The organism is Pseudonocardia sp. Ae331_Ps2 (assembly GCF_001932405.1).
Classification (GTDB): domain Bacteria; phylum Actinomycetota; class Actinomycetes; order Mycobacteriales; family Pseudonocardiaceae; genus Pseudonocardia.
In genome coordinates, this window is record NZ_MCIM01000001.1 from 4,059,309 (window position 1) to 4,084,200 (window position 24,892).

Here is a 24,892-nt window from a genome sequence, read left to right on the forward strand (position 1 = left end):
CGTCCTCACCGCGAGCGGCGCGCCGTCGACGACGCGGCGACACTGCTCACCGCCGGGTACCGGGACCCGGAGCCGGGAGCACCCCCGGGGTGACGCACGATGGGATCATGACCGGTACGACGCAACCGCAGCAGACCAGGCCCGGACCGGGCTCCCGGGAGCGGCTGCGGCGCGCGCCGGTCGAGTCCGGTCTCGGGATGGTCCCCGACCCGTCGTCGACGCGGGAGCGCGCGGTGGTGCGCGCCCCGCTGCACGACGGCGTCCGCACCGCCGACGGCCGGGTCCTCCCGGTGGTCCCGGCGCTCCTCGCGGACGCGGGCCTGGGCTACCTCGTGTTCTCCACCGCGCGCCTCGCCGCCGGCGCCCCCACCGTCGACCTGCGCCTGGACCTGGCCGGGATCCCCGCGCCGGACGCGCGGTGGCTGCGCGCCGAGCTGACCCTGCTGCACCTCGACGGCGCCGTCGGTGTCGGCCGGGCCGAGATGCACGACGACACCGGGGTCGCCGTGGCGCACGTCGTCGCGACCTTCGCGCTGACCGGTGTCCCCGCGGGCCCCGGCGGGCTCGCGACCGCTCCCGCCCCGGGCCCCACCGCTCCCGACAACCCCACCGCTCCCGACAACACTGATCCCGACGCCACCGCTCCCGGCACCGACCTCCGGGCCGCCCTGCCGCCGTTCGACGCCACCCGGCTGCGGCCGGAGAACCTCGAGCGCGACGGCGACGGCGACGTCGTGTTCACCCCCGGCCCCTCGACGACCAACCTCAACGGCACCACCCACGGCGCGGTCCTGTCCGGGCTCGCCGCCGCGGCCCAGTCCGCGCACCCCGGTGCCGGCGACGCCCGGCCGCTGTCGACGACGGTGGAGTTCCTGCGGCCGGTGCAGGTCACCGACCGGCTGCGGGCCCGCACCGTCGCGATCCGCGACGGCCGGCGCTTCCGCACCCTGAGCACGGAGCTGCTGCTGCCCGACGGGCGGACCGCGGTGCGCGCCGTCGGCACCGCGCTGCGTCGGTGATCGCCCGGACGGGTCATCGCTGTTAGCGTCGTCACCGTCCCCGGCTCGGAGGTGCGCACGTGTCGACCCCGCAGGTCCTCAGCCCACGACCCCACCGGATCGCCGTCATCGGGTCCGGACCGTCCGGCCTGTACACGGCCGAGGCGCTGCTGGCGGGGGACCCGGCGGTGCACGTCGACGTGATCGACCGGCTGCCCGCGCCCTACGGTCTGGTCCGCTACGGCGTCGCCCCCGACCACGTGAAGATGAAGTCGGTCATCCGGGCGCTGGTGCGGACCTTCGACGACAGCGACCGCGTCCGGTTCCTCGGCAACGTGCACGTCGGTCCCGGCGGCATCCCGGGGGAGGCGCTGCGGGAGCACTACCACGCCGTCGTGCACGCCACCGGCAGCGCGGTCGACCGCGACCTCGGCGTCCCGGGGGAGGATCTCGCGGGCTCGGTCGGGTCCGGGGCGTTCGTGTCCTGGTACTGCGGGCACCCCGACGCGGTGGGCCCCGGCCCGCTGCTCGACCGCCCCGGCGCGGTCGTGGTCGGCGCCGGGAACGTCGCCGTCGACGTGGCGCGGGTCCTTGCCCGCCCCGCCGAGGACCTCGCCGCCACCGACGCGCACGACGCGGTGCTCGACGCACTGCGGGCGAGCGCGGTCACCGACGTGCACGTGCTGGTCCGGCGCGACCCGCTGCACGTGAAGTTCACCCCTGCCGAGCTGCGCGGTCTCGGGGGTCTCGACGACGTCGACGTCGTGGTGCACGACGACGGCCTGCTCGCCGCGGGCGTCGCCGAGCCGGAGGAACGGCGGATGCGCCAGAACATCGAGATGCTCACCGAATGGGCCGCCCGGTCCGCGACCGGTGCGCGTCGGCGCATCCACCTGCGGTTCCTGCGGTCGCCGGTCCGGCTCGTCGACGACGGCACCGGCCGGGTCGGCGCCGTCGTGGTCGAACGCAACGCCGTCGACGCCGACGGCCGGGTGCACGGCACGGGTGAGGTCGAGACCCTGGAGGCGGGCCTGGTCGTGCGGGCCATCGGCTATGCGGGCGAGCCCATCGAGGGGCTGCCGTTCGACCCGGTGACCGGCACCGTCCCGAACGAGGCCGGACGGGTGCTGCTCGGCGGGGAGCCCGTGCGCGGCAGCTACGTGGCCGGGTGGATCAAGCGGGGCCCGACCGGGGTGATCGGCACCAACAAGGGCGACGGCGCACAGACCGCGGAGTCGGTGCTGGCCGACCTGCCGGACCTGGCGACGCCGCCGCGGCCGGGTGGCGACGCCGTCGTCGAGCGGATGCGCTCCTACGGCGTCGACCCCGTCCTGTGGGAGGACTGGCTGCGTCTCGACGCCGCCGAGATCGCCCTGGGGGAGCGGCGCGGCGGCACCGAACGGGTCAAGATCGCGGACCGGGCCGAGATGCTCGACGCGGCCCGCAGCCGCAGCTCACGCCCGTAGCGGCCGCGGGCCCGTCGCCTCGGTGGCGGCCGGTCCAGCTCAGTACGGCTCAGTACGGCTCAGTACGGGTCGACGGCCAGGACGCAGGGCATGGCGCCCATGCCGCGGGTGAAGTCGTCGGCTTCGTCGGGCGTCATCGACAGGGTGCAGGTGACCGAGCTGTAGGCGACGCCCTCACGGACGTCGACGCAGAACTCGCGCAGCGTGCGGCCGCAGCTCTGCAGCGCCGAGGCGATCTGCATGACCCCGGCCATCCCGTCGCCGGTGACGACGGTGTGCCGGCGGGGCATCCGGGACGCGATGTCCGCGGCGCCACCGGAACCGGTGGGGAAGGAGAAGGTGGTGGTGGGGCGGTCGGCGGTGATGCTCATGATCGTGTGGCTCCGTGCGTTGCGCGAGAGAGAAGCGGGAACGCGAGCCAGGTCTCGAAGATCCTCACCGCGGTGTGCGGGAGGGAAGCGCCGGGATTGCGGCGCGGGCGCGTCGGCGGCCTGGATCAGCCGACGCGCAGTGCTACTACCGCGGGAATGAGTGCGGGCAGCGCTGCGGCCGGAGCAAGGGTGTGCTCGACGGTGCGCATGACGGTGACAGTAGCAACCGGATGCGGCCTGCGCCACAGGGGATGCCCCCACTAGCCTGACCGGTGTCCGCCACGCCCTGACCCGAGGGGGAGCCCCACCGTGATCACCGCGATCGTCCTGGTGCACACCGCCGCCGACCGGATCCCCGAGACCGCTCAGGCCATCGCGGACCTCGACGGCGTGTCGGAGGTCTACTCCTGTGCCGGCGACGTGGACCTGATCGCGATCGTCAAGGTGCGCGAGCACGAGCAGCTCGCCGACGTGATCGCCAGCCGGCTCAGCCGGATCGACGGCGTCGTCGGGACCGACACGCACATAGCGTTCCGGTCCTACTCCAAGGCCGACACCGACGCGGCCTTCGCCATCGGCCTCGACTGAGCCCGCGCCCCGCCCCAACTGACCGGACTGCGCGAGCGGTCGGCCCGCGGGATGGCGCTGCCCGAACCGACCGGACTGCGCGAGCGGCCGGCTCGGCGGAGGGTGCCGGTCCGCTCGGGCGGCCGGTCCGGTGGACGGTGGTGCCGGTCCGCTCAGGCGGCCAGCTCGGTGGACAGCGCCGCCCAGCGGGTGAGCAGGTCGGACGCGGCGCCGGAGTCCACGGCCGCGGCGACGGCGTCGAGCGCGTCCCCGATCGCGGCCGTGAGGTCGGTGCCGATCCCGCGGTGCGCGGCGAGCGCGCCCGCGGCGTTGAGCAGCACCGCGTCGCGCACCGGGCCGCTCTTGCCGGCCACCAGGTCGCGGACCACGGCGGCGTTGACCTGCCGGGTGCCGCCGCGCAGGTCCTCTGCGGTGGCCACGCCGACCCCGAGGTCGGCCGGGTCGAGCCGCTCCTCGCGGACGGTGCCGCCGTCGCTGATCCAGACGGTGCTGCGCCCGGTGGTGGTCAGCTCGTCGAGCCCGTCGTCGCCGCGCACCACCAGCACCGACTTGCCGCGCCGGGCGAAGACCTCGGCCATCGTCGCGGCGTGCCGCGGGTCGGCGCAGCCGATCAGACCGGTCTCGGGTTGGGCCGGGTTGGACAGCGGCCCGAGCAGGTTCATCGCGGTCGGCACCCCGAGCTCGCGACGGACACCGCCGGCGTAGCGCATGGCGGGGTGGAAGGACTGGGCGAAGCAGAACGCGATCCCCAGCTCCGCGGCACACCGCTCGACCGCGGCAGGGGTCAGCTCGATCGCGACCCCCAGCTCCTCGAGCACGTCGGCCGTCCCGCACTGCGACGACGCCGCGCGCCCGCCGTGCTTGACGACCGGCGCACCCGCCGCCGCGACGACGATCGCCGCCATCGTGGAGATGTTCACCGTGTGCGCCTGGTCCCCGCCGGTGCCGACGACGTCGACCGAGCGGCCGGGCACGTGCACCCGCAGCGCATGGGCGAGCATCGCGTCGGCCATGCCCGAGATCTCCGCGGGCGTCTCGCCCTTCGCGCGCAGCGCGACGAGGAACCCGGCGAGCTGCGCCGGGGTCGCCTCCCCGGCGAACACCTGCCCCATCGCCCAGGTCGCCTCGTCGGCGGTGACGTCCTCGCCGCGCATCAGGCGGCCGATCACGGAGGGCCAGGTGGGTGCGCTCACGACGTGAGGTGTCCTCTGTCTCGCTACTGCTGCTGGGTCAGGGTGCCGGGTCGGTGGTCGCGCAGGACCTGGGCGACGACCTCGGCCGCCTCGATCGGGTCGAGCGGGTGCACCAGCACGGCATCCGCCTCCGACCAGGTGGCGAGCCAGCGGTCGTCCCGGCGGCGGACGGTCAGCACGATCGGCGGGCAGTCGACGATCTCGTGACGCAGCTGCTTGGCCACGCCCATCCCGCCGGTCGGCTGGGCCTCGCCGTCGAGGACCAGCAGGTCGGCCTCACCCGCGTCGCAGGCCGCGAGGACCTCGGCGATGCCGGCCGCCTCCACCCAGCGCACCCGGCCCACGTCCGGCGCGGGACGCCGCCCGACCGCCTCGATGATGCTCTCGCGGACCTCGGGACGGTGGCTGTAGACCAGCACCGTGCTGGTCCCCGTCCCCGACCCGGCCGCGCTGCCGATCTCTGCCGCTCGTCCGCTCACGCCGGCGATACTAGGGGAACCTCCCGACACCCCCGAACGTTGTCGTGTCGGCGATCCGGGCCGGGGCCGCGTGGCGGCCGCTCCGTCGTCCCGACCAGGCGATGAGTTCCCGATCATCGGGTCCGTTCGCCGATCGTGATGCGGTGAGGGGTATCCCGACAAGCCGTAGAAGTTCGGCTCGGGTCATAATGCCCGACGTGACGACAGCGGCACCCAACATCAGCGCGCGGATCCATTCGCTGAACCGCCCCAACCTGGTCAGCATCGGCACCATCGTCTGGCTCTCCAGCGAGCTGATGTTCTTCGCCGGGCTGTTCGCGATGTACTTCACCGCGCGGGCGCAGAACGACGGCCCCTGGCCGCCGCCGCCCACCGAGCTCGACGTCCCCTACGCACTGGTGGTCACCCTCGTCCTGGTGGCGTCCTCGTTCACCTGCCAGTTCGGCGTGTTCGCGGCCGAGCGCGGCGACGTGTTCGGGCTGCGTCGCTGGTACGCCCTGACGCTGGCGATGGGGACGTTCTTCGTGCTCGGCCAGGCGTTCGAGTACTACACCCTGGTCACCTCGCACGAGACGACGATCTCCTCGAGCGCCTACGGGTCGGTCTTCTACCTGGCGACCGGCTTCCACGGGCTGCACGTGGTCGGTGGCCTCGTCGCGTTCGTGTACCTGATCATCCGCACGAAGCTCAGCAAGTTCACGCCCGCCCAGGCCACCGCGGCGATCGTGGTGTCCTACTACTGGCACTTCGTCGACGTGGTGTGGATCGGGCTGTTCGCCACGATCTACTTCATCCGCTGACCGATCGCGCCGCCCGTCCCCTGACAGCACCCGCCACGACGTCGAGGTTGGAAGACCCCCAGCGATGACCGAGAACCAGAACCCACCACCGGTCGAACGGCCGGACGAGAAGGCCGGGGGCCGCACCCGTCCGCACGGCAAGGTGAAGCGCCGCATCGCCGGCGCCCTCGCCATCGGGCTGGGCCTGCTGTCCGTCGGTTTCCTCTACGCCGCCTTCGCGCCGCAGCCGCAGGTCGCCCAGGCCCAGCAGGACACCGCGCTGATCGCCAAGGGCGAGCAGCTCTACAACAACACCTGCATCACGTGCCACGGCGCGAACCTGCAGGGTGTCCAGGAGCGCGGCCCGAGCCTGATCGGCGTCGGCGACGCCGCGGTCTACTTCCAGGTGTCCTCGGGGCGTATGCCGATGGCGCGCCAGGAGGCCCAGGCCGCCCGCAAGCACCCGCTGCCGATCTTCGACCCGGAGACCCAGGAGGGTCGGGCGAACCTCGAGGCGCTGGGCGCGTTCGTGCAGGCCAACGGCGGCGGGCCGGTCACCCCGGCCGCGACCGGCGAGGCCCTGCGCGGCGACGACCCGGGCCGTGGTGGCGTGCTGTACCGGCTGAACTGCGCCTCGTGCCACAACTTCACCGGCGTCGGCGGCGCGCTGTCGTCCGGCAAGTACGCTCCCGCGCTCGAGCCGGCCAGCGAGGAGCAGATCTACACCGCGATGCAGACCGGCCCGCAGAACATGCCGCGCTTCTCCGACCAGCAGCTCACGCCGCAGGAGAAGCAGGACATCATCGCGTACATCAAGTCGGTGAACCACGCCAACGACCCGGGCGGCTACTCGCTGCTGGGTCTCGGTCCGACGGCCGAGGGTGTCTTCATCTTCGCCGTCGTGATGTCCGGTCTGGTCGGGTTCGCCATCTGGTTGGGGGCGAAGAGTTGAGCAGCGAAGTCAGCACCGGGTCGGACCGTCGTCCGACCAAGGAGGAGCTCGACGAGATGTCGCCCGAGCAGCTGGCCCGTCTGGCCGGCGAGCTCGACGAGGTCGAGGTCGTGCACAACACGCCGGCGTTCCCGATCCCGGGGACCCGCGCGGAGAAGCGCGCCGAGCGTTCGGTCGCGCTGTGGTTCATCATCTCGGCGATCTCCATGATCGCCTTCGTGGTCGCGTTCATCGCGTGGCCGTGGGAGTACGTCAACGTCGGCGAGCCCGGCCACGCGCTCTACAACCTCTACACCCCGGTCATCGGCTTCACCTTCGGGTTCGCGGTGCTCTCCATCGGCATCGCGGTCATCCAGATGGTGAAGAAGCTCTTCCCGGACGAGACCTCGGTCCAGCAGCGCCACGACGGCCCGTCCACCGACGTCGACCGCGCCACCTTCCTGGCCCAGGTCGCCGACGCGGGCAAGGGCACGACGATCGGCCGTCGCAAGCTGATCATCCGCAGCGCCGGGCTGGCGGCGGCCGTCGCCGGTATCGGCACCGGCGTCGTCGCGCTCGGCGGCATCATCCGGAACCCGTGGGCCGAGGGTGAGAACGCCCCGCTGTGGCACACCGGCTGGCGTCCGGAGAACGGCGAGACGGTCTACCTGCGCACCGACACCGGCATCCTCTCCGAGATCGCCCGCGTGCGACCCGAGGACATGGAGCCGGGCGCGATGATGACGGTCTTCCCGTACCGCGAGAGCGAGCGGGGCAACGAGGAGGAGCTGCTGCACGCGCAGCGCGCCTCGGACGCGCCGGTCATGCTCATCCGTCTCCGCCCCGGGACCGAGGTCACGAAGCGCCCCGGTCAGGAGAACTTCAACTACGGTGACTTCTACGCCTGGTCGAAGGTCTGCACCCACCTCGGATGCCCGACCTCGCTGTTCCAGGCGCAGGACAACCGCATTCTCTGCCCGTGCCACCAGTCGCAGTTCCTGGCCACCCAGGATGCCGAGCCCGTCTTCGGGCCGGCCGCCCGGCCGTTGCCTCAGCTGCCGATCACGGTGAACGAGGAGGGCTTCTTCGTCGCCCGCAGCGACTTCGTGGAGCCCGTCGGACCCGCGTTCTGGGAGAGGCCGAAGACGACATGAGTTCGATCACGACACCCACCACCTCCTCAGGGGGCCTCGCGGCCAAGGGCGGCGAAGCACTCGACCAGGCGGACCAGCGCTACCACGCGGCCGCGGGTCTGCGGAAGCAGTTCAACAAGGTCTTCCCGACCCACTGGTCGTTCATGCTGGGCGAGATCGCCCTGTACAGCTTCATCATCGTGCTGCTGTCGGGCACCTACCTGGCGCTGTTCTTCGACCCCTCCATGCAGGAGGTCGTCTACAACGGGCCGTACGACCCGCTGCGCGGCGTGCACATGTCGCGTGCCTACGAGTCCGCCCTGGAGATCTCGCTCGAGGTCCGCGGCGGGCTGTTCATGCGCCAGCTGCACCACTGGGCGGCGCTGCTGTTCGTCGCGGCGATGATCATCCACATGTTCCGGGTGTTCTTCACCGGAGCGTTCCGCAAGCCGCGCGAGGCCAACTGGACCATCGGGATCGTGCTGATCCTGCTGGGCACCTTCGCCGGCTTCACCGGCTACTCCCTGCCGGACGACCTGCTCTCTGGTGTGGGTCTGCGCATCGCCTCGGGCATCACGCTGACCGTGCCGATCATGGGCACCTGGGTGCACTGGGCGCTGTTCGGCGGCGAGTTCCCCGGGACCGAGATCATCCCGCGGCTCTACATCATCCACGTGCTGATCCTGCCCGGGATCATCCTCGCGCTGATCGCCGTGCACCTCGGGCTGGTGTGGTACCAGAAGCACACCCAGTTCCCCGGCCCCGGCCGGACCGAGAACAACGTCGTCGGCGTGCGGATCATGCCGCAGTTCGCGGCGAAGGGCGGCGCGTTCTTCTTCGTCGTCGCCGGTGTGCTGGCGCTGATCTCGGGGCTGTTCCAGATGAACCCCATCTGGCACCTCGGCCCGTACGACGCCTCGCACATCTCCGCCGGGTCGCAGCCGGACTTCTACATGCTGTGGTCCGAGGGCATGGGCCGGATCTTCCCGCCGTGGGAGTTCTACCTGTTCGGGACGTACACGATCCCGGCGGCGTTCATCCCCACCGCGGGCTTCCTGCCGGTGCTGTTCGTGCTCGCGGGTGCCTACCCGTCGATCGAGCGGCGCTTCACCGGCGACGAGGCGATCCACAACCTGCTGCAGCGCCCGCGCGACGTGCCGGTCCGGACCGCGCTCGGCGCCATGGCGATCTCGTTCTACCTGTGGCTCGTGATGTGCGGGTTCAACGACTGGATCTCGTACTTCTTCCACATCTCGCTGAACGCGACGACGTGGGCCGGCCGCATCGGTCTGCTCGTCGTGCCGCCGATCGTGTACTGGGTGGCCTACCGCTGGTGCATCGGTCTGCAGCGGTCGGACCGCGCGGTGCTGGAGCACGGCATCGAGACGGGCATCATCAAGCGGCTCCCGCACGGCGAGTTCATCGAGGTGCACCAGCCGCTGGGCGGCGTCGACGCGCACGGCCACGCCATCCCGCTGGAGTACCAGGGCGCCTCGGTGCCCAAGCGGATGAACCAGCTGGGCTCGGCGGGTGAGCCGGTCTCCGGTTCGCTGCTCACGCCCGACCCGGTCGAGGAGTCCCGTGCGCTGGCCGCGGCCCGCCACGAGGCCCACGAGCGCGAGCTCGAGGAGTCGCGCCAGCGTCACGAGGCGCGGGCGGAGCTCGAGTCCGGGCACGGTGAGCTCGCGGGCCGCCCGGACGACGGTGGTCGTCCGCAGCAGCCGCGCGACTGAGCACGGCCCTGGCCCCGGCCCGGAAGCACTCCACGGCGGCCCCGCCGGAGACCCGGTCTCCGGCGGGGCCGCCGTCGTGCGTGCGGTCTCCGTGCGACCTCAGACCCCGGCCGGTTCGTCGGGGGAGCGGTCACCGGTGCGGTGCGAGGCCTCCCGGGCCCGCTCGGCCCAGGTGCGCCAGGCGCCCCCGCCCCACGCCGGCTCCGCCCACGGCGGGTCGCAGTGCACCAGCCGGGTCCCGCCGCTGGTGAGCCAGCGGTGCAGGATCCGGACCTCCTCCGACGGGGCCCCGCGCAGCGGCCCGTCGCCCGGCAGGACCGTCTGCGCGCCGGCCCGCAGCGCCTCGACGACCGGCATCGGCCGCACCCCGCGCGGCGCGGTGCCCGCCGCGGCGAGCCGCCCGTGCCGCAGCACGGCGAGCTCCCAGCCGCCCCTGCCGTCGGGCCGGGCGCCGACCAGCTCGTCGATCCCCGCGAGCGCGGCCAGGGTGGTGCCCCGGTCGACCCCGGCGGCCAGCGTGGCCAGCCGGTCCCGGGCCCGTGCGGCGGCCTCGTAGCGCCCGCCCTCGGACCGGTCGTCGACCTCGGCGGCCAGCACCCGCAGCGGGCCGTCGTCCCTGCCCGCGACGAGGTGACCCCAGGCGTGCACGGCGGGCGCGTAGTCCTCGGCCGGCTGCAGACCGGCGCACGGCGCGGCGCAGCGGCCCAGCTCGTGCAGCGCACACGGTGTCGCCGACGGGTTCCGGGCCGGGATGCGGATCGTGCACCGGCGCAGCGGCAGCGCGTCCAGCGCCGCGTCGAGCACGTCGGTCGCGGCCCGCTGCGACCCGAACGGGCCCAGGGCGCCCGCCCGCGGGGTGGCGACGACCGACAGCCGCGGGAACGCCTCCGCCGTCGGCACCACCCAGTAGGCCCGGCCGGGGTTGCGCGAGCGCCGGTTGTACGGCGGGCGGTGCGCGGCGATGAGGGCCAGCTCGCGCACCGAGGCCTCCAGGGCGTGCGCGCAGACCACCGTGTCGACCTTCTCGGCCCGGGCGAGCATGTCCCGGACCCGGCGGCGCTTCTCCCCGGCGGTGAAGTACGACCGCACCCGCCGGTGCAGGTCACCGCTGGTGCCCACGTAGAGCACCTGGCCGTCGCCGCCGCGGAACAGGTACACCCCGGGCGCGGAGGGCACGTCGTTCGCCAGGTGCCTGCGGCGGCGCTGGGTGGTGGTGGGCCGGTGCGGGGCCCGGTCCCGCACGAGCTGCAGCAGCTCCTCCAGGCTCTGCACGCCCAGGTTCCCGATCCGCTCCAGCAGGTGGTGCAGCACCTCGACGGTCGCCCTGGCGTCGGTCAGCGCCCGGTGGTCCGGGGTGGTGGCACATCCGAAGTGCCGGGCCAGGACGCCCAGCTTCACGCTGGGGCACTCGGCGTGCGGCAGCACGGCACGGGCGAGCCGGGCGGTGCACAGGACCGGGGGGCCGGGCCAGGGACGGTCGAGGCGCTCGCAGGCGGCCTTGAGGAACCCGGCGTCGAACGGGGCGTTGTGCGCCACCAGGACCGAGCCGCGGAGCATGTCCAGCACCGACGGCAGGACCGCCCCCAGCGGCGGTGCGCCGTGCAGCATCGCCGTGGTGATGCCGGTCAGGCGGGTGATGTCGGCCGGGATCCGCACGCCCGGATCGACCAGGGTGCCGAGCTCGGAGACCCGGCTGCCGCCGCGGACGGCGACGGCGCCGACCTCGGTGATCGCGTCGGTCCGGTGGCTGCCGCCGGTCGTCTCCAGGTCCACCACGCAGAAGGTGACGTCGCGCAGCGGCGTGCCCAGCTCGTCGAAGGTGAGCTGCGGGGAGCAGGAGGTCACGCCCGCACCGTAGCCGTCGGGTCCGACAGTATGTTCGAACGCCCGGCCGGGACCCGGGCGGGCGCGGCGCCGCCACCGATCGGGCACGCCCCGTACGGGGACGGCCGCGCCGACGGCGGTCCGGGGCGGGCGGGGATAACCTGGAGAGATGGCGCACGACGACACGGAGCGACCGGAGCCCACGCGCTCCGGGCCGCCGTCGTGCGCCGAGGACGGTACCCGTGACGGGGAGGGCCCCGGCGGACCGGCCGCGGGCGACTGGCCGGAGCTGCCCGCCCCGCTGCGGGCCCGGCTCGCGGAGATCGCGGGCACCGCGCTGGGCGGCCTGCCGCCCGGGGAGGTCCCCACCCCGCTGCGCCGCTTCGCCCGGTTCACCCCCGCCAAGCGGGCCCGCCTCGGCGGGCAGGTGCTGGTGGCCCGGCTCCAGCACGACGCGGCGTTCCGGGCCGCGGTGGTGGCCTGGTGGGCCGAGAACCGGCCCGGTGAGCTGGAGCTTCCCGAGACCTCCACGCCACGGCCCACCGACGACCCGTCCCCGGACGGGACCGGCGCGCCCGCCGGCGACGCCGGAGCCGCGGAAGGGGCCGGGCCGCTGCCCGCGCCCGTCGACAAGCTCGATGCGGCCGCGGTCGCGCTGCTCACCGCCGACCCGCTCGCGGACCGGCGGGTCGCCGAGGTGGGACAGACCGCGGACCTGGCGAACCTGCGCGCCGAGCGCGACGAGGCACTGGCCAAGGTCGACAAGCTCACCGCCGAGCTCGAACGGGCCCGGGCCGAGCTGGTCGAGGAACGGGAGCGGGCCCGCATGCTCGTCGGTGAGCGGGAGACCGAGTACCAGCAGATGCGCCGCCGGGTCAGCGACCAGGGCGCCCGGCTGCGTGCCGCACTCGACGCCCGCAGCGAGCTGGAGGCGGAGGTCGCGCGGCTGCGCGGCGGCGTCGACGAGGAACTCGCGCGGGCCCGCGCCGAGACCGCCGCCGAGCGCGAGCGCGCCGACCGGGAACGCCGCAGGGCCGAGGCCGCGGCCGGTCAGGTCGCCGCCGCCCGCCAGGCCGCCCGCGAGGCCCGTCGCGGCGACGAGGTGCGCCTGGAGCTGCTGCTCGACACCGTCAGCGGCGCGATCTCGGGCCTGCGCCGCGAGCTCGACGTCGGCGCGGGCGGACCGCGGCCGGCGGACCTGGTCGCGGGCACGGGCGACCGCGCGGCGGGCGCACGCGCCGCGGCACCCGTCGACGGGCTGGCCGCGCTGGACGCGCTGCTGAGCGTGCCGTCGGTGCACCTCATCGTCGACGGCTACAACGTCAGCAAGACCGGCTACCCGGACCTGCCGCTGGCCGACCAGCGCTCCCGGCTGGTGGCCCAGCTCAGCGCCCTGGGCGCCCGCACCGGGGCCGAGATCACCGTGGTGTTCGACGGCGCCGCGGTGATCGCCGCGCCGGTGCGCGGCAGCCGCGGGGTACGGGTGCTGTTCAGCGACGCCGGGGTGATCGCCGACGACGTCGTCCGCGACCTCGTCGCCGCCGAACCGGCGGGCAGGCCGCTGCTGGTGGCGACCTCGGACCAGGAACTCGTGCGCTCGGTGCGCCGCCGGGGCGCGCACACCGTGGCGTCCGCCGTGCTGCTGCGCCGCCTCGGCGGCTGACCGGTCACCCCACGTCACGGTGCCGGGTCCGGCGCCCGGCCGGCGGGACCACCGGCATCGGCAGCGTGGTGCGTGCCGGCGCGCCCGGCTCGACCAGGCGCAGGTGCGGGATGAGGCCGCCCTCGGCCAGCACCTGCAACGCCCGGCGCTCCGGCTCGGCGAACTCCACCGGGGCCCCGGCCGTGGCCACGCTCGTGTCCACCGAGCCGGCCGCCAGGTCGACGGGGAGATAGGGGATCGGTCGGTCGTCCTCCGGGACCTCCAGCAGCACTCCGATGACGCAGTCACCGCACGCGGCACCGCGGACCTCGCAGCGATCGCAGTCGACGATCATGGCTCCTCCTTCGTCGGACCCGAGGTGGTCGAGTACCGCGGACGCTAGGGGAGGGGTCCGACAGAATGGCCGCGCCGGAGAAATGCCGGGCCGGACCGTCACCGCGGGCGGCCGCACTCGTTCACCTGAACAGCACGACATCCTCACCAGCTGTCCCGTCGAACGACCGGCACCACTCCTGCGGAGCAGCGCCACGCCGGCGGGCCAACGCTCCGGTCACGCAGCGGTGAGGACGCGGAACTCGTCCGCTCCCCGGAGTGTCGGACGGCGGCCCGCATCCCCGACGCGCCGTGCGCGTGCGGAGCCGCCGTCCCGACCCCGCCGCTCCGACCCCGCTGCCCGGTCCGCCGGTGACCACCGGGGGCCGCCGCCCCGTCGGGGACTAGCGTCGCCGATCGTGGCGCGCACGCTGCTGGTGACCAACGACTTCCCGCCCCGCCCCGGCGGCATCCAGTCCTACCTGTCCGACCTCGCCCGCGCGCTCCCGCCGGAGACCCTCGCCGTCCACGCCCCCGCCTGGCGCGGCGACGCCGCCCACGACGCCACGCTGCCGTTCCCCGTGCACCGGCACCGGTCGTCGCTGATGCTGCCGGTCCCCGAGGTCGCCCGGCGCGCCGCGGAGCTGGCCCGCGAGCACGACGCCCGGACCGTCTGGTTCGGCGCGGCCGCGCCGCTGGGGCTGCTCGGCCCGTACCTGCGCCGCCACGCGGGGGTGGAGCGGGTCGTCGCCACCACGCACGGCCACGAGGTCGGCTGGTCGATGCTGCCCGGCGCGCGTCGGGCGCTGCGCCGGATCGGCCGGGACGCCGACGTCGTCACCACGGTCTCGCGCTGGACCCGCAGCCGGCTCGCCGGTGCGCTCGGCCCGGACGCGGCCGTCGAGGTCCTGCCGCCGCCGGTGGACACCGTGCGCTTCGCGCCCGACCCGGCCGCCCGCGCCGCGGTCCGGGCCCGCTACCGGCTCGGGGACGCGCCGGTGGTGTCGTGTGTGTCCCGGCTGGTGCCGCGCAAGGGGCAGGACGTGCTGGTCGCGGCGCTGCCGAGGATCCGCGCGCGGGTGCCGGGCGCCCGGCTGCTGCTCGTCGGCGGCGGGCCCTACCGGGACCGGCTGCGCGCACTGGCGGCCCGGGCCGGGGTCGCCGACGCCGTGGTGTCCACCGGCGGGGTGCCGGCCGCCGAGCTCGCCGCGCACCACGCCGCCGGGGACGTGTTCGCCCTGCCGTGCCGCACCCACCTGGGCGGGCTCGACGTCGAGGGGCTGGGGATCGCGCTGCTGGAGGCCGCGGCGTCGGGACTGCCCGTCGTCGCGGGGGACTCCGGCGGAGCACCGGAGACCGTCGAGGACGGCGTGACCGGCCACGTCGTGGCGGGACGGGACGTCGCCGCCGTCGCCGACCGGGTCGCGGACCTGCTCGCCGATCCCGCCCGCGCGACGGCGATGGGTCGCGCCGGGCGGGCCCGCGTCCGTCGGCTCTGGGGCGGACCGTCGTCGGCGGCGCGGCTGCACGGCTTCCTGACCGGCGACGACGGGCCGCGCTGAGCGCGCGACCCGTCGGCGCCGGGAGGAGGGCGTCGGTGGAGGGTCAGCCCTTGTCGGCGGTGGTCCCCGCGTAGAGCGCCTCGATCTCGTCGGAGTAGGACTCCACGACGACCTTGCGCTTGACCTTCATCGTCGGCGTCAGCTCGCCGCCCGCCTCGCTGAAGTCGTGCGGCAGGATCGTGAACTTGCGGATCTGCTCGGCCCGCGAGACGGCCTGGTTGGCGTCCTCGACCGCGGCCGCGATCTCGCCGCGCAGCTCCGGATCGTCGACGAGGTCGGCGGCCGAGCTCCCGTCGCCGGCGGGCTTGCCGTTGCGTTCGCGCCAGCCCGGTAGGGCGTCCGGGTCGATCGTGACCAGCGCGGAGATGAACGGCTTCTGGTCGCCGATCACGATGCACTGCCCGACCAACGGGTGCGCCCGCAGGCGGTCCTCGAGCACGGCCGGGGCCACGTTCTTGCCGCCCGCGGTGACGATGATCTCCTTCTTGCGGCCGGTGATCGTGAGGAAGCCGCCGTCGTCGAGCTCACCGATGTCGCCGGAGTGGAACCAGCCGTCGGACTCCAGGGCCTCGGCCGAGGCCTCCTCGTTGTCCCAGTAGCCGCGGAAGACGATGTCGCCGCGCAGCATGATCTCGCCGTCGGAGGCGATCCGGACCGCGCAGCCGGGCACCGGGCGCCCGACCGAGCCGACCCGCTGGGCGTCGAGGGTGTTCAGGGTGATGCCCGCGGTGGTCTCGGTCAGGCCGTAGCCCTCCAGGACCGGCAGGCCGATGCCGCGGAAGAAGTGGCCCAGCCGCGCACCCAGCGGCGCCGATCCCGACACCGCCGCCTTGACGTTCCCGCCGACGGCGGCGCGCAGCTTGCCGTACACGAGCTTGTCGAACAACGCGTGCCGGGCCTTGAGCAGCAGCCCCGGGCCGCCCGCGTCGAGCGCCTCGGAGTAGGCGATCGCGGTGTCGGCGGCGGCGTCGAAGATCTTCCCCTTGCCGTCGTTGTGCGCCTTGAGCCGGGCCCCGTTGTAGACCTTCTCGAACACCCGCGGCACGGCGAGCAGGAAGGTCGGCCGGAACTCCGCCAGGTCGGGCAGCAGGTTCTTGACGTCGGGGGTGTGCCCGACGACGGTGCGGGTGGCCAGGCAGCCGCACTGGATGGCCTTGCCGAACACGTGCGCGAGCGGCAGGAACAGCAGCACCGAGTCGCCCGGCTCGAACAGGTGCGGGATCGTCGCGGCGATCGTCCGGATCTCGGAGAGCATGTTGCGGTGGGTGAGCTCGCAGCCCTTGGGCCGGCCGGTCGTGCCCGAGGTGTAGATCAGAGTGCACAGGTCGTCCGCGCGCACCGCGCCCCGGCGCTCGTGGACCACGGCGTCCGGGGTGTCCGAGCCCAGGCCGCGCAGCTGCTCCACCGCCGAGGGGGCGTCCGGCGCCGACCCGGCGGGCTCGATCTGCCACACGGTGCGCAGCGACGGCAGGTCCCCGCGGACCTTCTCCAGCGCCGCGGCGTGGTCGGCGGTCTCGACGACGATCCCGACCGCGCCGGAGTTCGACACGATCCAGGAGATCTGGTCCGGCGAGGAGGTCTCGTAGATCGGGACGGTGACCCCGCCCGCGGCGAGGATCGCGTAGTCGAACAGGGTCCACTCGTAGCGGGTCCGCGACAGCAGCGCGACCCGGTCCCCGGCCTGCACACCAGCGGCGATCAGCCCGGCCGCGACCCGGGTGACCTGCTCGGCGAACTCGGCCGCGGTCACCTCCGACCAGGTCCCGTCCGTGGCCTTGCGGCGGTAGAGCACGTCCGACGGGTGCTGCGCGGCATTGTCGAACACGGCGTCCGAGAGCGATTCCTCGTCTCCCACTGACACCGCGGCGGGAACGCTGTACTCACGCACGGGGATCGACCTCCTGGCGGCCTCGACAGGCTGAGAACACGGTCGCCGCGACGGCTGCGGCGACACCTTCCGGCAGAACTTACCGGAGAGTAGGACGTGCGTACATCGAACCGGACATACCGGATCCACGAGCTGATCCGCCGGTCCGGCCCGGCCCGCGACGGTACCCGTGACCGGGGCCGTCGCACGGGGTGGCACGCTGACCCGGTGCCCGCGATCGACGTGATCGACGAGACCTTCCTGGCCGTGCCCCGCGAGCGGGTCGCGGCGGAGTTCGCCGACCCGGCCCGGTGGCCGTCGTACTGGCCCGACCTGCGCCCCGAGGTCGCACACGACCGCGGACCGGCCGGGCTGCGCTGGACCGTGACCGGCGCGCTGGTGGGGACCATGGAGGTCTGGTGCGAGCCGGAGGGCGACGGCACCGTCCTGCACTTCTTCCTGCGCGCGGACCCGGACGGTGCGCCGTCCGGCGGGCGGCTGCGCCGCCGCCGGTGGCTGCGCGCCGAGTCCGACCGGCGGCACCGCGCGTTCAAGGCGCACGCCTTCGCGCTCAAGCGCCGGCTGGAGGACGGACGCCCGGCCGGCGTCGCGCCGTCGGCGTACCGGCCGGACGGGACGGCCTGAGCGTGCGGCTGCACGTCGTCACCGACGTCCACGGCGCCACCACGCCGCTCGCCCGCGCCGCCGAGGGCGCCGACGGCGTGCTCGTGCTCGGCGACCTGCTGGAGTTCATCGACTACCGCGACCCGGCCAACGGGATCATCTCCCGGCTGCTCGGGGCGGAGGTGGCCGCCGAGTTCGGCCGGATGCGCCGGATCGGGGCACCGCGCACGCAGATGCTGGGCCTGCTGGAGCGTTCCTGGGCCCGGTTCACCGACCCGGCGGCCGCCGTCGCCGAGGCCGTCGCCGCCCAGTACGCCGAGGTCTTCGGGGTACTGGGCGGGCTCGGGGTGCCGGTGTGGGCGATCCCCGGCAACGTCGACGTCCCCGACGCCTGGCCCGAGACCGAGGGCGTCACCCGCGCCGACGGACGGGTGGTCGAGATCGGTGGCCGCCGGTTCGGCTTCCTCGGCGGGGTGCCGCTGCCGCCCGGGGTCGACCCGCGCCGCACCGGCCCCTGGCAGCCGCACTTCGTGTCCCACGAGGACTGGACCGCCCGCCTGGACGCGCTCGGCCCGGCCGACGTGCTGTGCACCCACGTCCCGCCGGCGCTCCCGGGCCTGACCTACGACGTCGTCACCCGCCGCGCCGAGATCGCCAGTGCCCCGCTGGCCGCGCGGATCCGGGCCGAGCAGCCCTCGCACGCGCTGTTCGGCCACGTGCACCAGCTGCTGCGCCGCCGTACCCGGGTCGGCCGCACCGAGTGCGTCAACGCCGGACACTTCCGTGCGCACGGCACGCCCTACGTGCTCCGGTTCTGACCACCGGATAGCCTCCCGCCATGGCCGACGCGACCTCGTCCTCGATCCACATCGACGCCCCGCCGGAGCGGGTCATGGCGGTGATCGCGGACTTCGCGTCCTACCCCGAGTGGACCGACCAGATCACCAGCGTCGAGATCCTCGACGCCGGTGCCGACGGCCGCGCCCGCCAGGTCCGCTTCGCGATGGACGCCGGGGCCATCAAGGACACCTACACCCTCGACTACGACTGGGCCGCCGACGACCGCTCGGTGTCGTGGACGCTGGTCAAGGGCGGCATCCAGCGCGCCCAGGACGGCGCGTACCGGCTGGTCGGCGACGCAGGCGGCACCACCGTCACCTACGAGCTCAGCGTCGAGGTCAACTTCCCGATGATCGGGATGCTCCGTCGCAAGGCGGAGAAAGTGATCATCGACGCGGCCCTGAAGGGGCTCAAGCGCCGCGTCGAGAAGGGCTGAGCCGGTCGGCGGCGACCCGGACACGATCGTTAGGCTCCGCGCTGTGCGTGTGGTGCTCTTCACCGGCAAGGGCGGGGTCGGCAAGACGACCCTGGCCGCCGCGACGGCCGCGCACGTCGCCGGGACCGGGCGGTCGGCGCTGGTCGTGTCCACCGACCCGGCGCACTCCCTCGGCGACGCGCTGGACGCCGAGCTGGGCGCCGATCCCACCGAGGTCACCGACAACCTGTGGGGCGCCCACATCGAGGCCCGGCACCTGCTCGAGGGCGCCTGGGGGGACCTGCAGGGGCGCCTGCGCACGATGCTCGCCGGGGCCGGGGTGGACGAGCTCGTCGCCGACGAGCTGACCGTGCTGCCCGGCGTCGAGGACCTGCTCGCGCTCGTCGAGGTGCAGCGCTTCGCCGACTCCGGCCGCTTCGACGTCGTCGTCGTCGACTGCGGGCCGACTGCGGAGACGCTGCGGCTGCTCACCCTGCCCGAGGCGCTGTCGGGTTACCTGGAGCGGCTGTTCCCCGCACACCGGCGCGCCGTGCGCGGTCTGGTCGCCGGACTCGCCGGCGCGAAGGCCGACGGCGCGGGCTGGGAGCGCACCGTCGACGCGCTCGGTGTGCTGGCCGAGCAGCTGCGCGGCCTGCGCGGCCTGCTCGCGGACCGCTCCCGCACCTCGATCCGGCTGGTGCTGACCCCGGAGCGGGTCGTCGCGGCCGAGACCCGCCGGACCCTGACCGCGCTCGCCCTGCACGAGCTGCGGGTCGACGGGCTGCTGGCGAACCGGGTGATGCCGGGCCCGCCGCCGTCGCTGCGCGGGCCCGCCGCCCGCTGGCTGCGCGAACGTGCCGCCGAGCAGCAGTCCGTGCTCGCCGAGCTGGGCGAGCTCGGCGCGGACGTGCCGGTGACGGCCGTCCGCTACACCGCCGCCGAGCCGACCGGCGTCGCCGCACTGCGCGAGCTGGCCCACTCCGTCTACGGCGACGACGACCCCGCGGGCACGGCCGACGACGCCCCGTCGCGGCCGCTGATGGAGCTCCGGCGCACCGCCGGTCACGGGGTCTCCGCCGACACCGAGTTCGAGCTCGACGTGGTGCTGCCCGGCGCCCAGGACGCGCCGCTGGACCTCGCCCGGGTCGGCGACGACATGGTCGTCGGCATCGGGTTCTCCCGGCGCGTGGTCTCGCTGCCGTCGGTGCTGCGCCGCTGCGAGGCCACCGGCGCCCGGCTGGAGGGCCACGGCTCCGACGCCCGCCTGGTGATCTCCTTCGTCCCCGACCCGGGCACCTGGATGACCTCGTGAGCGGCCGCGGCACCCAGGGCGGCACCCAGGGCGGCACCCACTGCGGCACCCACGGCGCGATCCCGGAGGACCTGCGGGTCACCGCGGTGGCGCTGCTCGACCGGCTGCGCACCGCCACCGAGGCCATGTCGGACTCGCTGCAGGCCACGGGCGTCGACCCCGGCCCCGGCGCCGCGGGCTCCTGCACCGCCTGTCCGGTGTGCGCGCTGATCGCCGTCGTCCGGGGGGAGCGCTCGGAGCTGGTCACCCGGCTCGCCGACCACGCCACCGGGCTGCTCGCCGTGCTCGTCGCGCTGTTGGAGGAGGCCGCCCCGCCCGCGCGCCGGGAGTCCCGCCGGCCGCAGGGCAGCGGTCGCTCCGTCCAGCGGATCGTGGTGCACCGGACATGAGCCCCCGGATGTCCGACGTCCGCACCATCGGGGTGGACGTCGGGGGTACCAGCGTGCGCGCGGGCGTCGTCGACGCCGAGGGCGGGATCCTCGACACCGCCTCCGCACCGACCCCACGCACCGACGACACGCTGGAGGCCGCCATCGCCGGCGCGGTCGAGGAGCTGCGGCGCCGGCACACCGTCGCCGCCGTCGGGCTCGCGCTCGCCGGGTTCGTCGACGCCCCGCGCGGGCTGGTCCGCTACGCCCCGCACCTGTCCTGGCGCGACGCCCCGGTCGCCGAGCGGATCGGCGCCCGGCTCGGGGGGATCCCGGTCGTCGTGGAGCACGACGCGAACTCCGCCGCGCTCGCCGAACGCCGCTACGGCGCCGCGGCGGGCGCGTCGGTGGCGCTGGTCATCGCGCTGGGCACCGGGATCGGCGGTGCCCTGCTGCTCGACGGCGAGCTGTACCGCGGCGCGCACGGCGTCGCGCCCGAGCTCGGGCACCTGCGGGTCGTCCCGGAGGGGCGAGCCTGCCCGTGCGGCAAGCGCGGCTGCTGGGAGCGCTACTGCAGCGGGACCGCGCTCGGCGCCACCGCGCTGGAGATGCTCTCGGGCGGCGACGTGCCCGGCCCGTCCGGCCTGGCCCGGGAGGCCGCCGTCGACCCGGGGCGGATCACCGGCAAACGGGTCGCCGCCGCCGCCCGCGAGGGCGACCCGGTCGCCCGCGCCGCCCTCGACGACATGGGGCGCTGGCTGGGGGAGGGGCTCTCGCTCGTCGCGGACGTCTTCGACCCGGACCTCGTGGTGATCGCCGGCGGGGTGTCGGCGTCGGCGCCCCTGTTCCTCGACGCCGCCCGCGAGCACTACGCCCGCATCCTCACCGGCGCGGGCAACCGGCCGCTGGCCCGGATCCGGACCGCGCAGCTCGGCGCGGCCGCCGCCGTCGTGGGCGCGGCGACGCTGGCCCGGGAGAGCCTGCGGGCCGACGCCCGGCGCTGAGCGCTACAGCCGCGAGCCGTCGTCCCAGGGGTCGGGGCCCTCGTCGGTGTCCGGGCTCCACAGCCGCAGCAACAACCAGCCCAGCCCGGCCGCGATGAGCACCAGCCCCAGCGGCAGCGGCCAGGTCCCGCCGACGCCGACCAGCCCCGGCGCGACGCACAGCAGCAGCCCCACCGCGATCAGTCCGCCACCCACGACGGCCGGGGGGCCCGGCCGCGGCAGTGGCGGCGGCTCCGGCGGGTGGTAGTGGTCCTCCGGGTCGGCGTCGGCCCCGCCTCCCGGGGGCGGGACCGCGGGGCCCGGCCGGTGCACGGGGCGGTCCGCCGCGGTGCCCGTGGCGTCGCCGGTGTCGCCGCTGTCGGTGCGGTCCGCACGGTCGGCCCGCTCGACGGGCTCGGCGGGCCAGTCCGGCACCGAGCCCTCGTCGCGCCAGGCGGAGACGATCGCGTCGAAGTCGTCGTCGGGCCGGTCCTCGCGGTCACGCGCGGGGTCTGCGGAACTCATACCGGTCCGTCCCTCCCCGCTCGCGGCGGCTCCCATCCTGTCACGGCCGGTGTCCCGCCCGACACCGCCCACGGGCCCGCGCGGGCCACCGCGGGGCGCGCCCGACCACGGTGACCACAGCCCCGTTGTGAGGAGGTGTCGACGCTCCGTAGGCTGTCGCCGAAGTCGGTAGGGAGGCAGCGCAGGGTGCTGTACTGGTGGTCCAAGTTCGTGCTGCTCGGCCCGTTGATGAGGCTGTTCTGCCGGCCGGAGGTGCGCGGCGCCGAGAACGTGCCCGCCGGCTCCGGCGCGATCCTCGCCAGCAACCACCTCGCGGTGGCCGACTCCTTCTTCCTGCCGCTGATGCTGCCGCGGCGGGTGACCTTCCTCGCCAAGCGCGAGTACTTCACCGAGCCCGGGATCCGCGGCTGGTTCAAGAAGCAGTTCTTCACCGGCGTCGGGCAGGTCCCGGTGGACCGGTCCGGTGGGTCCGCGGCGCGCGCCGCGATGGACACCGCGGTGCGGCTGCTGAACGAGGGCAAGCTGCTCGGCATCTACCCGGAGGGCACCCGTTCGCCCGACGGGCGGCTCTACAAGGGCAAGACCGGCGTCGCCCGGATGGCGCTGGAGGCCGGCGTGCCGGTCATCCCGGTCGCCATGGTGGGGACCGACAAGGTCAACCCCATCGGCTCGAAGATGTGGCGCCCGCGCAAGGTGCGGATCGTGATCGGCGAGCCGCTGGACTTCTCCCGCTACGAGGGCATGGCGGGGGACCGGTTCATCGAGCGCTCCATGACCGACGAGATCATGTACGCGCTGATGGAGCTGTCCGGGCAGACCTACGTCGACCTGTACGCGGCGTCGGTCAAGGAGAAGGCCGCGGCCGGTGCGCCGCCGCCGGCCCCGTCGCGCCAGAGCCTGCCGCGGCCGGACGCGAACGTGCCCGACTCCCGCGCCTCCTGACCGGCTCCGGTAGACAGGACGGCACCATGCGCTTCTTCTACGACACCGAGTTCATCGAGGACGGCACGACGATCGACCTGGTGTCGATCGGGATCGTCGGCGAGGACGGCCGCGAGTTCTACGCCGTGTCCACCGAGTTCGACCCGGACCGGGCGGGCAAGTGGGTGCGGGCCAACGTCCTACCCAAGCTGCCCCCGCCCAGCGACCGGGCCTGGATGTCGCGGGCCCGGATGCGTGAGGAGATCCTCGACTTCTGCACCGGTGCGCCCGGCGACGTCGAGCTGTGGGCCTGGATCGCCGCCTACGACCACGTGGCGCTGTGCCAGCTGTGGGGCGCGATGCCCGCGTTGCCGCGCCCGATCCCGCGCTTCACCCGCGAGCTGCGCCAGCGGTGGGAGGACGCGGGCCGCCCGGCACTGCCCCCGCCGCCCGCCGAGGCGCACGACGCGCTCGCCGACGCCCGGCACAACCTGCGGCGCTGGGAAGTGATCGCCGAGACCCTCGCGACGGGGGCCGCGCCCCGGTAGGGATCGGCCGCGGCCTAGGCTGGACCACGTGAACTGGTCCGTCGACGCGCCGATCGACGTCCTCCCGGAGCTGCCGCCGCTGCCCGCGGACCTGCGCTCCGCGCTGGACGACGCGCTCTCCCGCCCCGCCGCCCAGCAGCCCGAGTGGCCCGACCCGTCGCAGGTGGGCGACGTGCGGAAGGTCCTCGAGTCCGTCCCGCCGGTGGTGCTGCCGCCCGAGGTCGACCGGCTGCAGTCCCGGCTCGCCGACGTCGCGAACGGCGAGGCGTTCCTGCTGCAGGGCGGCGACTGCGCCGAGACCTTCGTCGACAACACCGAGCCGCACATCCGGGCGACGATCCGCACGCTGCTGCAGATGGCCGTCGTCCTGACCTACGGTGCCTCGATGCCGGTGGTCAAGGTCGGCCGGATCGCCGGGCAGTACGCCAAGCCGCGCAGCTCCCCGATCGACGCGGCCGGGCTGCCGTCCTACCGCGGGGACATCGTCAACGGCCTCGCTCCGGACCCGCAGGGCCGGATCCCGGACCCGTCGCGCATGGTGCGTGCCTACGCGAACGCCTCCGCGGCGATGAACCTGGTCCGCGGCCTGACCGCGACCGGGCTCGCCGACCTGTCCAAGGTGCACGACTGGAACAAGGACTTCGTCCGCACCTCCGCCGCGGGCGTGCGCTACGAGGCCGTCGCCGCCGAGATCGACCGCGCGGTCCGCTTCATGGACGCCTGCGGGGTGCGCGACCACAACCTGCACCAGGTCGAGTTCTACGCCAGCCACGAGGCGCTGCTGCTGGACTACGAGCGCGCCATGCTGCGCCTGGACCTCGAGCGCGACCCCACCGGCGGGGAGGCCCCGAAGCTCTACGACCTGTCGACGCACTTCCTCTGGATCGGGGAGCGGACCCGCCAGCTCGACGGCGCGCACGTCGCGTTCGCGGAGCTGCTGGCCAACCCGATCGGCATGAAGATCGGCCCGACGACGACGCCCGACCAGGCCGTCGAGTACGTTGAGCGGCTCGACCCGCACAACCGCCCCGGCCGGCTGTCGCTCATCTCCCGGATGGGCAACGACAAGGTCCGCGACGTGCTCCCGGCGATCGTCGAGAAGGTCACCGCCTCGGGGCACAAGGTCATCTGGCAGTGCGACCCGATGCACGGCAACACCCACGAGGCCTCGACCGGCTACAAGACCCGGCACTTCGACCGGATCGTCGACGAGGTGCAGGGCTTCTTCGAGGTGCACCGCTCGCTCGGCACCCACCCCGGCGGCATCCACGTCGAGGTCACCGGCGAGGACGTCACCGAGTGCCTCGGCGGTGCGCAGCGGATCTCCGACACCGACCTCGCCGGCCGGTACGAGACCGCCTGCGACCCGCGGCTGAACACCCAGCAGAGCCTGGAGCTGGCGTTCCTCGTCGCGGAGATGCTGCGCGGCTGACCTGCCGTCCTCGATCAGTACCCGT

25 protein-coding genes are annotated in these 24,892 nt (G+C 74.5%); 18 read left to right on the forward strand and 7 right to left on the reverse strand.

Going from position 1 to position 24,892, the window contains the following annotated elements:
* The first annotated feature begins 107 nt into the window (after window positions 1-107).
* On the forward strand, window positions 108-1,019 hold the full coding sequence (locus Ae331Ps2_RS19460) for a PaaI family thioesterase (RefSeq protein ID WP_075307268.1): 912 nt from the start codon (window positions 108-110) through the stop codon (window positions 1,017-1,019).
* Window positions 1,020-1,078: 59 nt separating this feature from the next.
* Entirely contained in the window at window positions 1,079-2,464 is a 1,386-nt protein-coding gene (locus Ae331Ps2_RS19465) for an FAD-dependent oxidoreductase (protein WP_075307266.1), read from the forward strand.
* Between the two features lie 59 nt (window positions 2,465-2,523).
* Here Ae331Ps2_RS19465 and Ae331Ps2_RS19470 read toward each other — a convergent pair whose 3' ends face one another.
* Complete coding sequence (locus Ae331Ps2_RS19470; protein ID WP_020625128.1) at window positions 2,524-2,835, reverse strand: hypothetical protein; 312 nt, start codon at window positions 2,833-2,835, stop codon at window positions 2,524-2,526.
* 309 nt (window positions 2,836-3,144) lie between these two features.
* Here Ae331Ps2_RS19470 and Ae331Ps2_RS19475 point away from each other — a divergent pair, with 309 nt between their 5' ends.
* Window positions 3,145-3,423, forward strand: a complete 279-nt coding sequence (locus Ae331Ps2_RS19475) for an Lrp/AsnC family transcriptional regulator (protein ID WP_060711495.1) — start codon at window positions 3,145-3,147, stop codon at window positions 3,421-3,423.
* A 152-nt stretch (window positions 3,424-3,575) separates the two neighbouring features.
* Here the strand turns inward: Ae331Ps2_RS19475 and trpD are convergent, their stop codons facing one another.
* Window positions 3,576-4,616, reverse strand: a complete 1,041-nt coding sequence (trpD, locus tag Ae331Ps2_RS19480; protein ID WP_020625130.1) for an anthranilate phosphoribosyltransferase — start codon at window positions 4,614-4,616, stop codon at window positions 3,576-3,578.
* 23 nt (window positions 4,617-4,639) lie between these two features.
* Window positions 4,640-5,035, reverse strand: a complete 396-nt coding sequence (locus tag Ae331Ps2_RS19485) for a response regulator (RefSeq protein WP_020625131.1) — start codon at window positions 5,033-5,035, stop codon at window positions 4,640-4,642.
* A 248-nt stretch (window positions 5,036-5,283) separates the two neighbouring features.
* Here Ae331Ps2_RS19485 and Ae331Ps2_RS19490 point away from each other — a divergent pair, with 248 nt between their 5' ends.
* From Ae331Ps2_RS19490 to Ae331Ps2_RS19505, 4 genes are all read left to right on the forward strand, one after another.
* Entirely contained in the window at window positions 5,284-5,895 is a 612-nt protein-coding gene (locus Ae331Ps2_RS19490) for a heme-copper oxidase subunit III (RefSeq protein ID WP_020625132.1), read from the forward strand.
* A 64-nt stretch (window positions 5,896-5,959) separates the two neighbouring features.
* Window positions 5,960-6,826 carry a c-type cytochrome gene (locus Ae331Ps2_RS19495; RefSeq protein ID WP_075307264.1) on the forward strand — a complete coding sequence of 289 codons (867 nt, stop codon included), beginning with the start codon at window positions 5,960-5,962 and terminating at the stop codon, window positions 6,824-6,826.
* Entirely contained in the window at window positions 6,823-7,959 is a 1,137-nt protein-coding gene (locus Ae331Ps2_RS19500) for a ubiquinol-cytochrome c reductase iron-sulfur subunit (RefSeq protein ID WP_043279663.1), read from the forward strand. Before Ae331Ps2_RS19495 ends, Ae331Ps2_RS19500 begins: the two co-directional genes overlap by 4 nt.
* Window positions 7,956-9,671 (forward strand): ubiquinol-cytochrome c reductase cytochrome b subunit, encoded by a 1,716-nt coding sequence (locus Ae331Ps2_RS19505; protein ID WP_075307262.1) that lies wholly within the window; start codon window positions 7,956-7,958, stop codon window positions 9,669-9,671. The genes Ae331Ps2_RS19500 and Ae331Ps2_RS19505 overlap by 4 nt, the downstream gene beginning before the upstream one ends.
* A 99-nt stretch (window positions 9,672-9,770) precedes the next feature.
* Here the strand turns inward: Ae331Ps2_RS19505 and Ae331Ps2_RS19510 are convergent, their stop codons facing one another.
* Complete coding sequence (locus Ae331Ps2_RS19510) at window positions 9,771-11,516, reverse strand: DEDD exonuclease domain-containing protein (protein ID WP_075307260.1); 1,746 nt, start codon at window positions 11,514-11,516, stop codon at window positions 9,771-9,773.
* A 148-nt stretch (window positions 11,517-11,664) separates the two neighbouring features.
* Here Ae331Ps2_RS19510 and Ae331Ps2_RS19515 point away from each other — a divergent pair, with 148 nt between their 5' ends.
* A complete protein-coding gene (locus tag Ae331Ps2_RS19515; protein WP_075307258.1) occupies window positions 11,665-13,158 on the forward strand; it encodes an NYN domain-containing protein in 1,494 nt (497 codons plus the stop codon).
* A 4-nt stretch (window positions 13,159-13,162) separates the two neighbouring features.
* Here the strand turns inward: Ae331Ps2_RS19515 and Ae331Ps2_RS19520 are convergent, their stop codons facing one another.
* A complete protein-coding gene (locus Ae331Ps2_RS19520) occupies window positions 13,163-13,492 on the reverse strand; it encodes a hypothetical protein (RefSeq protein WP_075307256.1) in 330 nt (109 codons plus the stop codon).
* Between the two features lie 397 nt (window positions 13,493-13,889).
* Between Ae331Ps2_RS19520 and Ae331Ps2_RS19525 the strand changes: the two genes are divergently transcribed.
* The gene (locus Ae331Ps2_RS19525; protein WP_075307254.1) at window positions 13,890-15,032 is read left to right on the forward strand and encodes a glycosyltransferase family 4 protein; all 1,143 of its coding nucleotides are present in this window, start codon (window positions 13,890-13,892) and stop codon (window positions 15,030-15,032) included.
* A 43-nt stretch (window positions 15,033-15,075) separates the two neighbouring features.
* Here Ae331Ps2_RS19525 and Ae331Ps2_RS19530 read toward each other — a convergent pair whose 3' ends face one another.
* The gene (locus tag Ae331Ps2_RS19530) at window positions 15,076-16,920 is read right to left on the reverse strand and encodes a long-chain fatty acid--CoA ligase (protein WP_075307252.1); all 1,845 of its coding nucleotides are present in this window, start codon (window positions 16,918-16,920) and stop codon (window positions 15,076-15,078) included.
* Between the two features lie 207 nt (window positions 16,921-17,127).
* Here Ae331Ps2_RS19530 and Ae331Ps2_RS19535 point away from each other — a divergent pair, with 207 nt between their 5' ends.
* From Ae331Ps2_RS19535 to Ae331Ps2_RS19560, 6 genes are read left to right on the forward strand one after another with little or no spacing between them, the layout of a single operon-like run.
* A complete protein-coding gene (locus Ae331Ps2_RS19535) occupies window positions 17,128-17,544 on the forward strand; it encodes a polyketide cyclase / dehydrase and lipid transport (RefSeq protein WP_075312037.1) in 417 nt (138 codons plus the stop codon).
* Window positions 17,545-17,546: 2 nt separating this feature from the next.
* A complete protein-coding gene (locus tag Ae331Ps2_RS19540) occupies window positions 17,547-18,341 on the forward strand; it encodes a metallophosphoesterase (RefSeq protein WP_075307250.1) in 795 nt (264 codons plus the stop codon).
* 20 nt (window positions 18,342-18,361) lie between these two features.
* A complete protein-coding gene (locus tag Ae331Ps2_RS19545) occupies window positions 18,362-18,799 on the forward strand; it encodes an SRPBCC family protein (RefSeq protein ID WP_020623841.1) in 438 nt (145 codons plus the stop codon).
* Window positions 18,800-18,842: 43 nt separating this feature from the next.
* Complete coding sequence (locus tag Ae331Ps2_RS19550) at window positions 18,843-20,090, forward strand: ArsA family ATPase (protein WP_075307248.1); 1,248 nt, start codon at window positions 18,843-18,845, stop codon at window positions 20,088-20,090.
* Window positions 20,087-20,479 carry a hypothetical protein gene (locus Ae331Ps2_RS19555; RefSeq protein WP_075307246.1) on the forward strand — a complete coding sequence of 131 codons (393 nt, stop codon included), beginning with the start codon at window positions 20,087-20,089 and terminating at the stop codon, window positions 20,477-20,479. Before Ae331Ps2_RS19550 ends, Ae331Ps2_RS19555 begins: the two co-directional genes overlap by 4 nt.
* The gene (locus Ae331Ps2_RS19560; RefSeq protein WP_075307244.1) at window positions 20,476-21,462 is read left to right on the forward strand and encodes an ROK family protein; all 987 of its coding nucleotides are present in this window, start codon (window positions 20,476-20,478) and stop codon (window positions 21,460-21,462) included. Before Ae331Ps2_RS19555 ends, Ae331Ps2_RS19560 begins: the two co-directional genes overlap by 4 nt.
* 3 nt (window positions 21,463-21,465) lie before the next feature.
* Here the strand turns inward: Ae331Ps2_RS19560 and Ae331Ps2_RS19565 are convergent, their stop codons facing one another.
* A complete protein-coding gene (locus tag Ae331Ps2_RS19565) occupies window positions 21,466-21,966 on the reverse strand; it encodes a hypothetical protein (RefSeq protein ID WP_075307242.1) in 501 nt (166 codons plus the stop codon).
* A gap of 186 nt (window positions 21,967-22,152) precedes the next feature.
* Here Ae331Ps2_RS19565 and Ae331Ps2_RS19570 point away from each other — a divergent pair, with 186 nt between their 5' ends.
* From Ae331Ps2_RS19570 to Ae331Ps2_RS19580, 3 genes are read left to right on the forward strand one after another with little or no spacing between them, the layout of a single operon-like run.
* A complete protein-coding gene (locus tag Ae331Ps2_RS19570) occupies window positions 22,153-22,908 on the forward strand; it encodes a 1-acyl-sn-glycerol-3-phosphate acyltransferase (protein WP_020626437.1) in 756 nt (251 codons plus the stop codon).
* 26 nt (window positions 22,909-22,934) lie between these two features.
* A complete protein-coding gene (locus Ae331Ps2_RS19575; RefSeq protein ID WP_020626438.1) occupies window positions 22,935-23,435 on the forward strand; it encodes a polyadenylate-specific 3'-exoribonuclease AS in 501 nt (166 codons plus the stop codon).
* 28 nt (window positions 23,436-23,463) lie between these two features.
* Window positions 23,464-24,867 (forward strand): class II 3-deoxy-7-phosphoheptulonate synthase, encoded by a 1,404-nt coding sequence (locus Ae331Ps2_RS19580; protein ID WP_020626439.1) that lies wholly within the window; start codon window positions 23,464-23,466, stop codon window positions 24,865-24,867.
* Window positions 24,868-24,892: the final 25 nt, after the last annotated feature.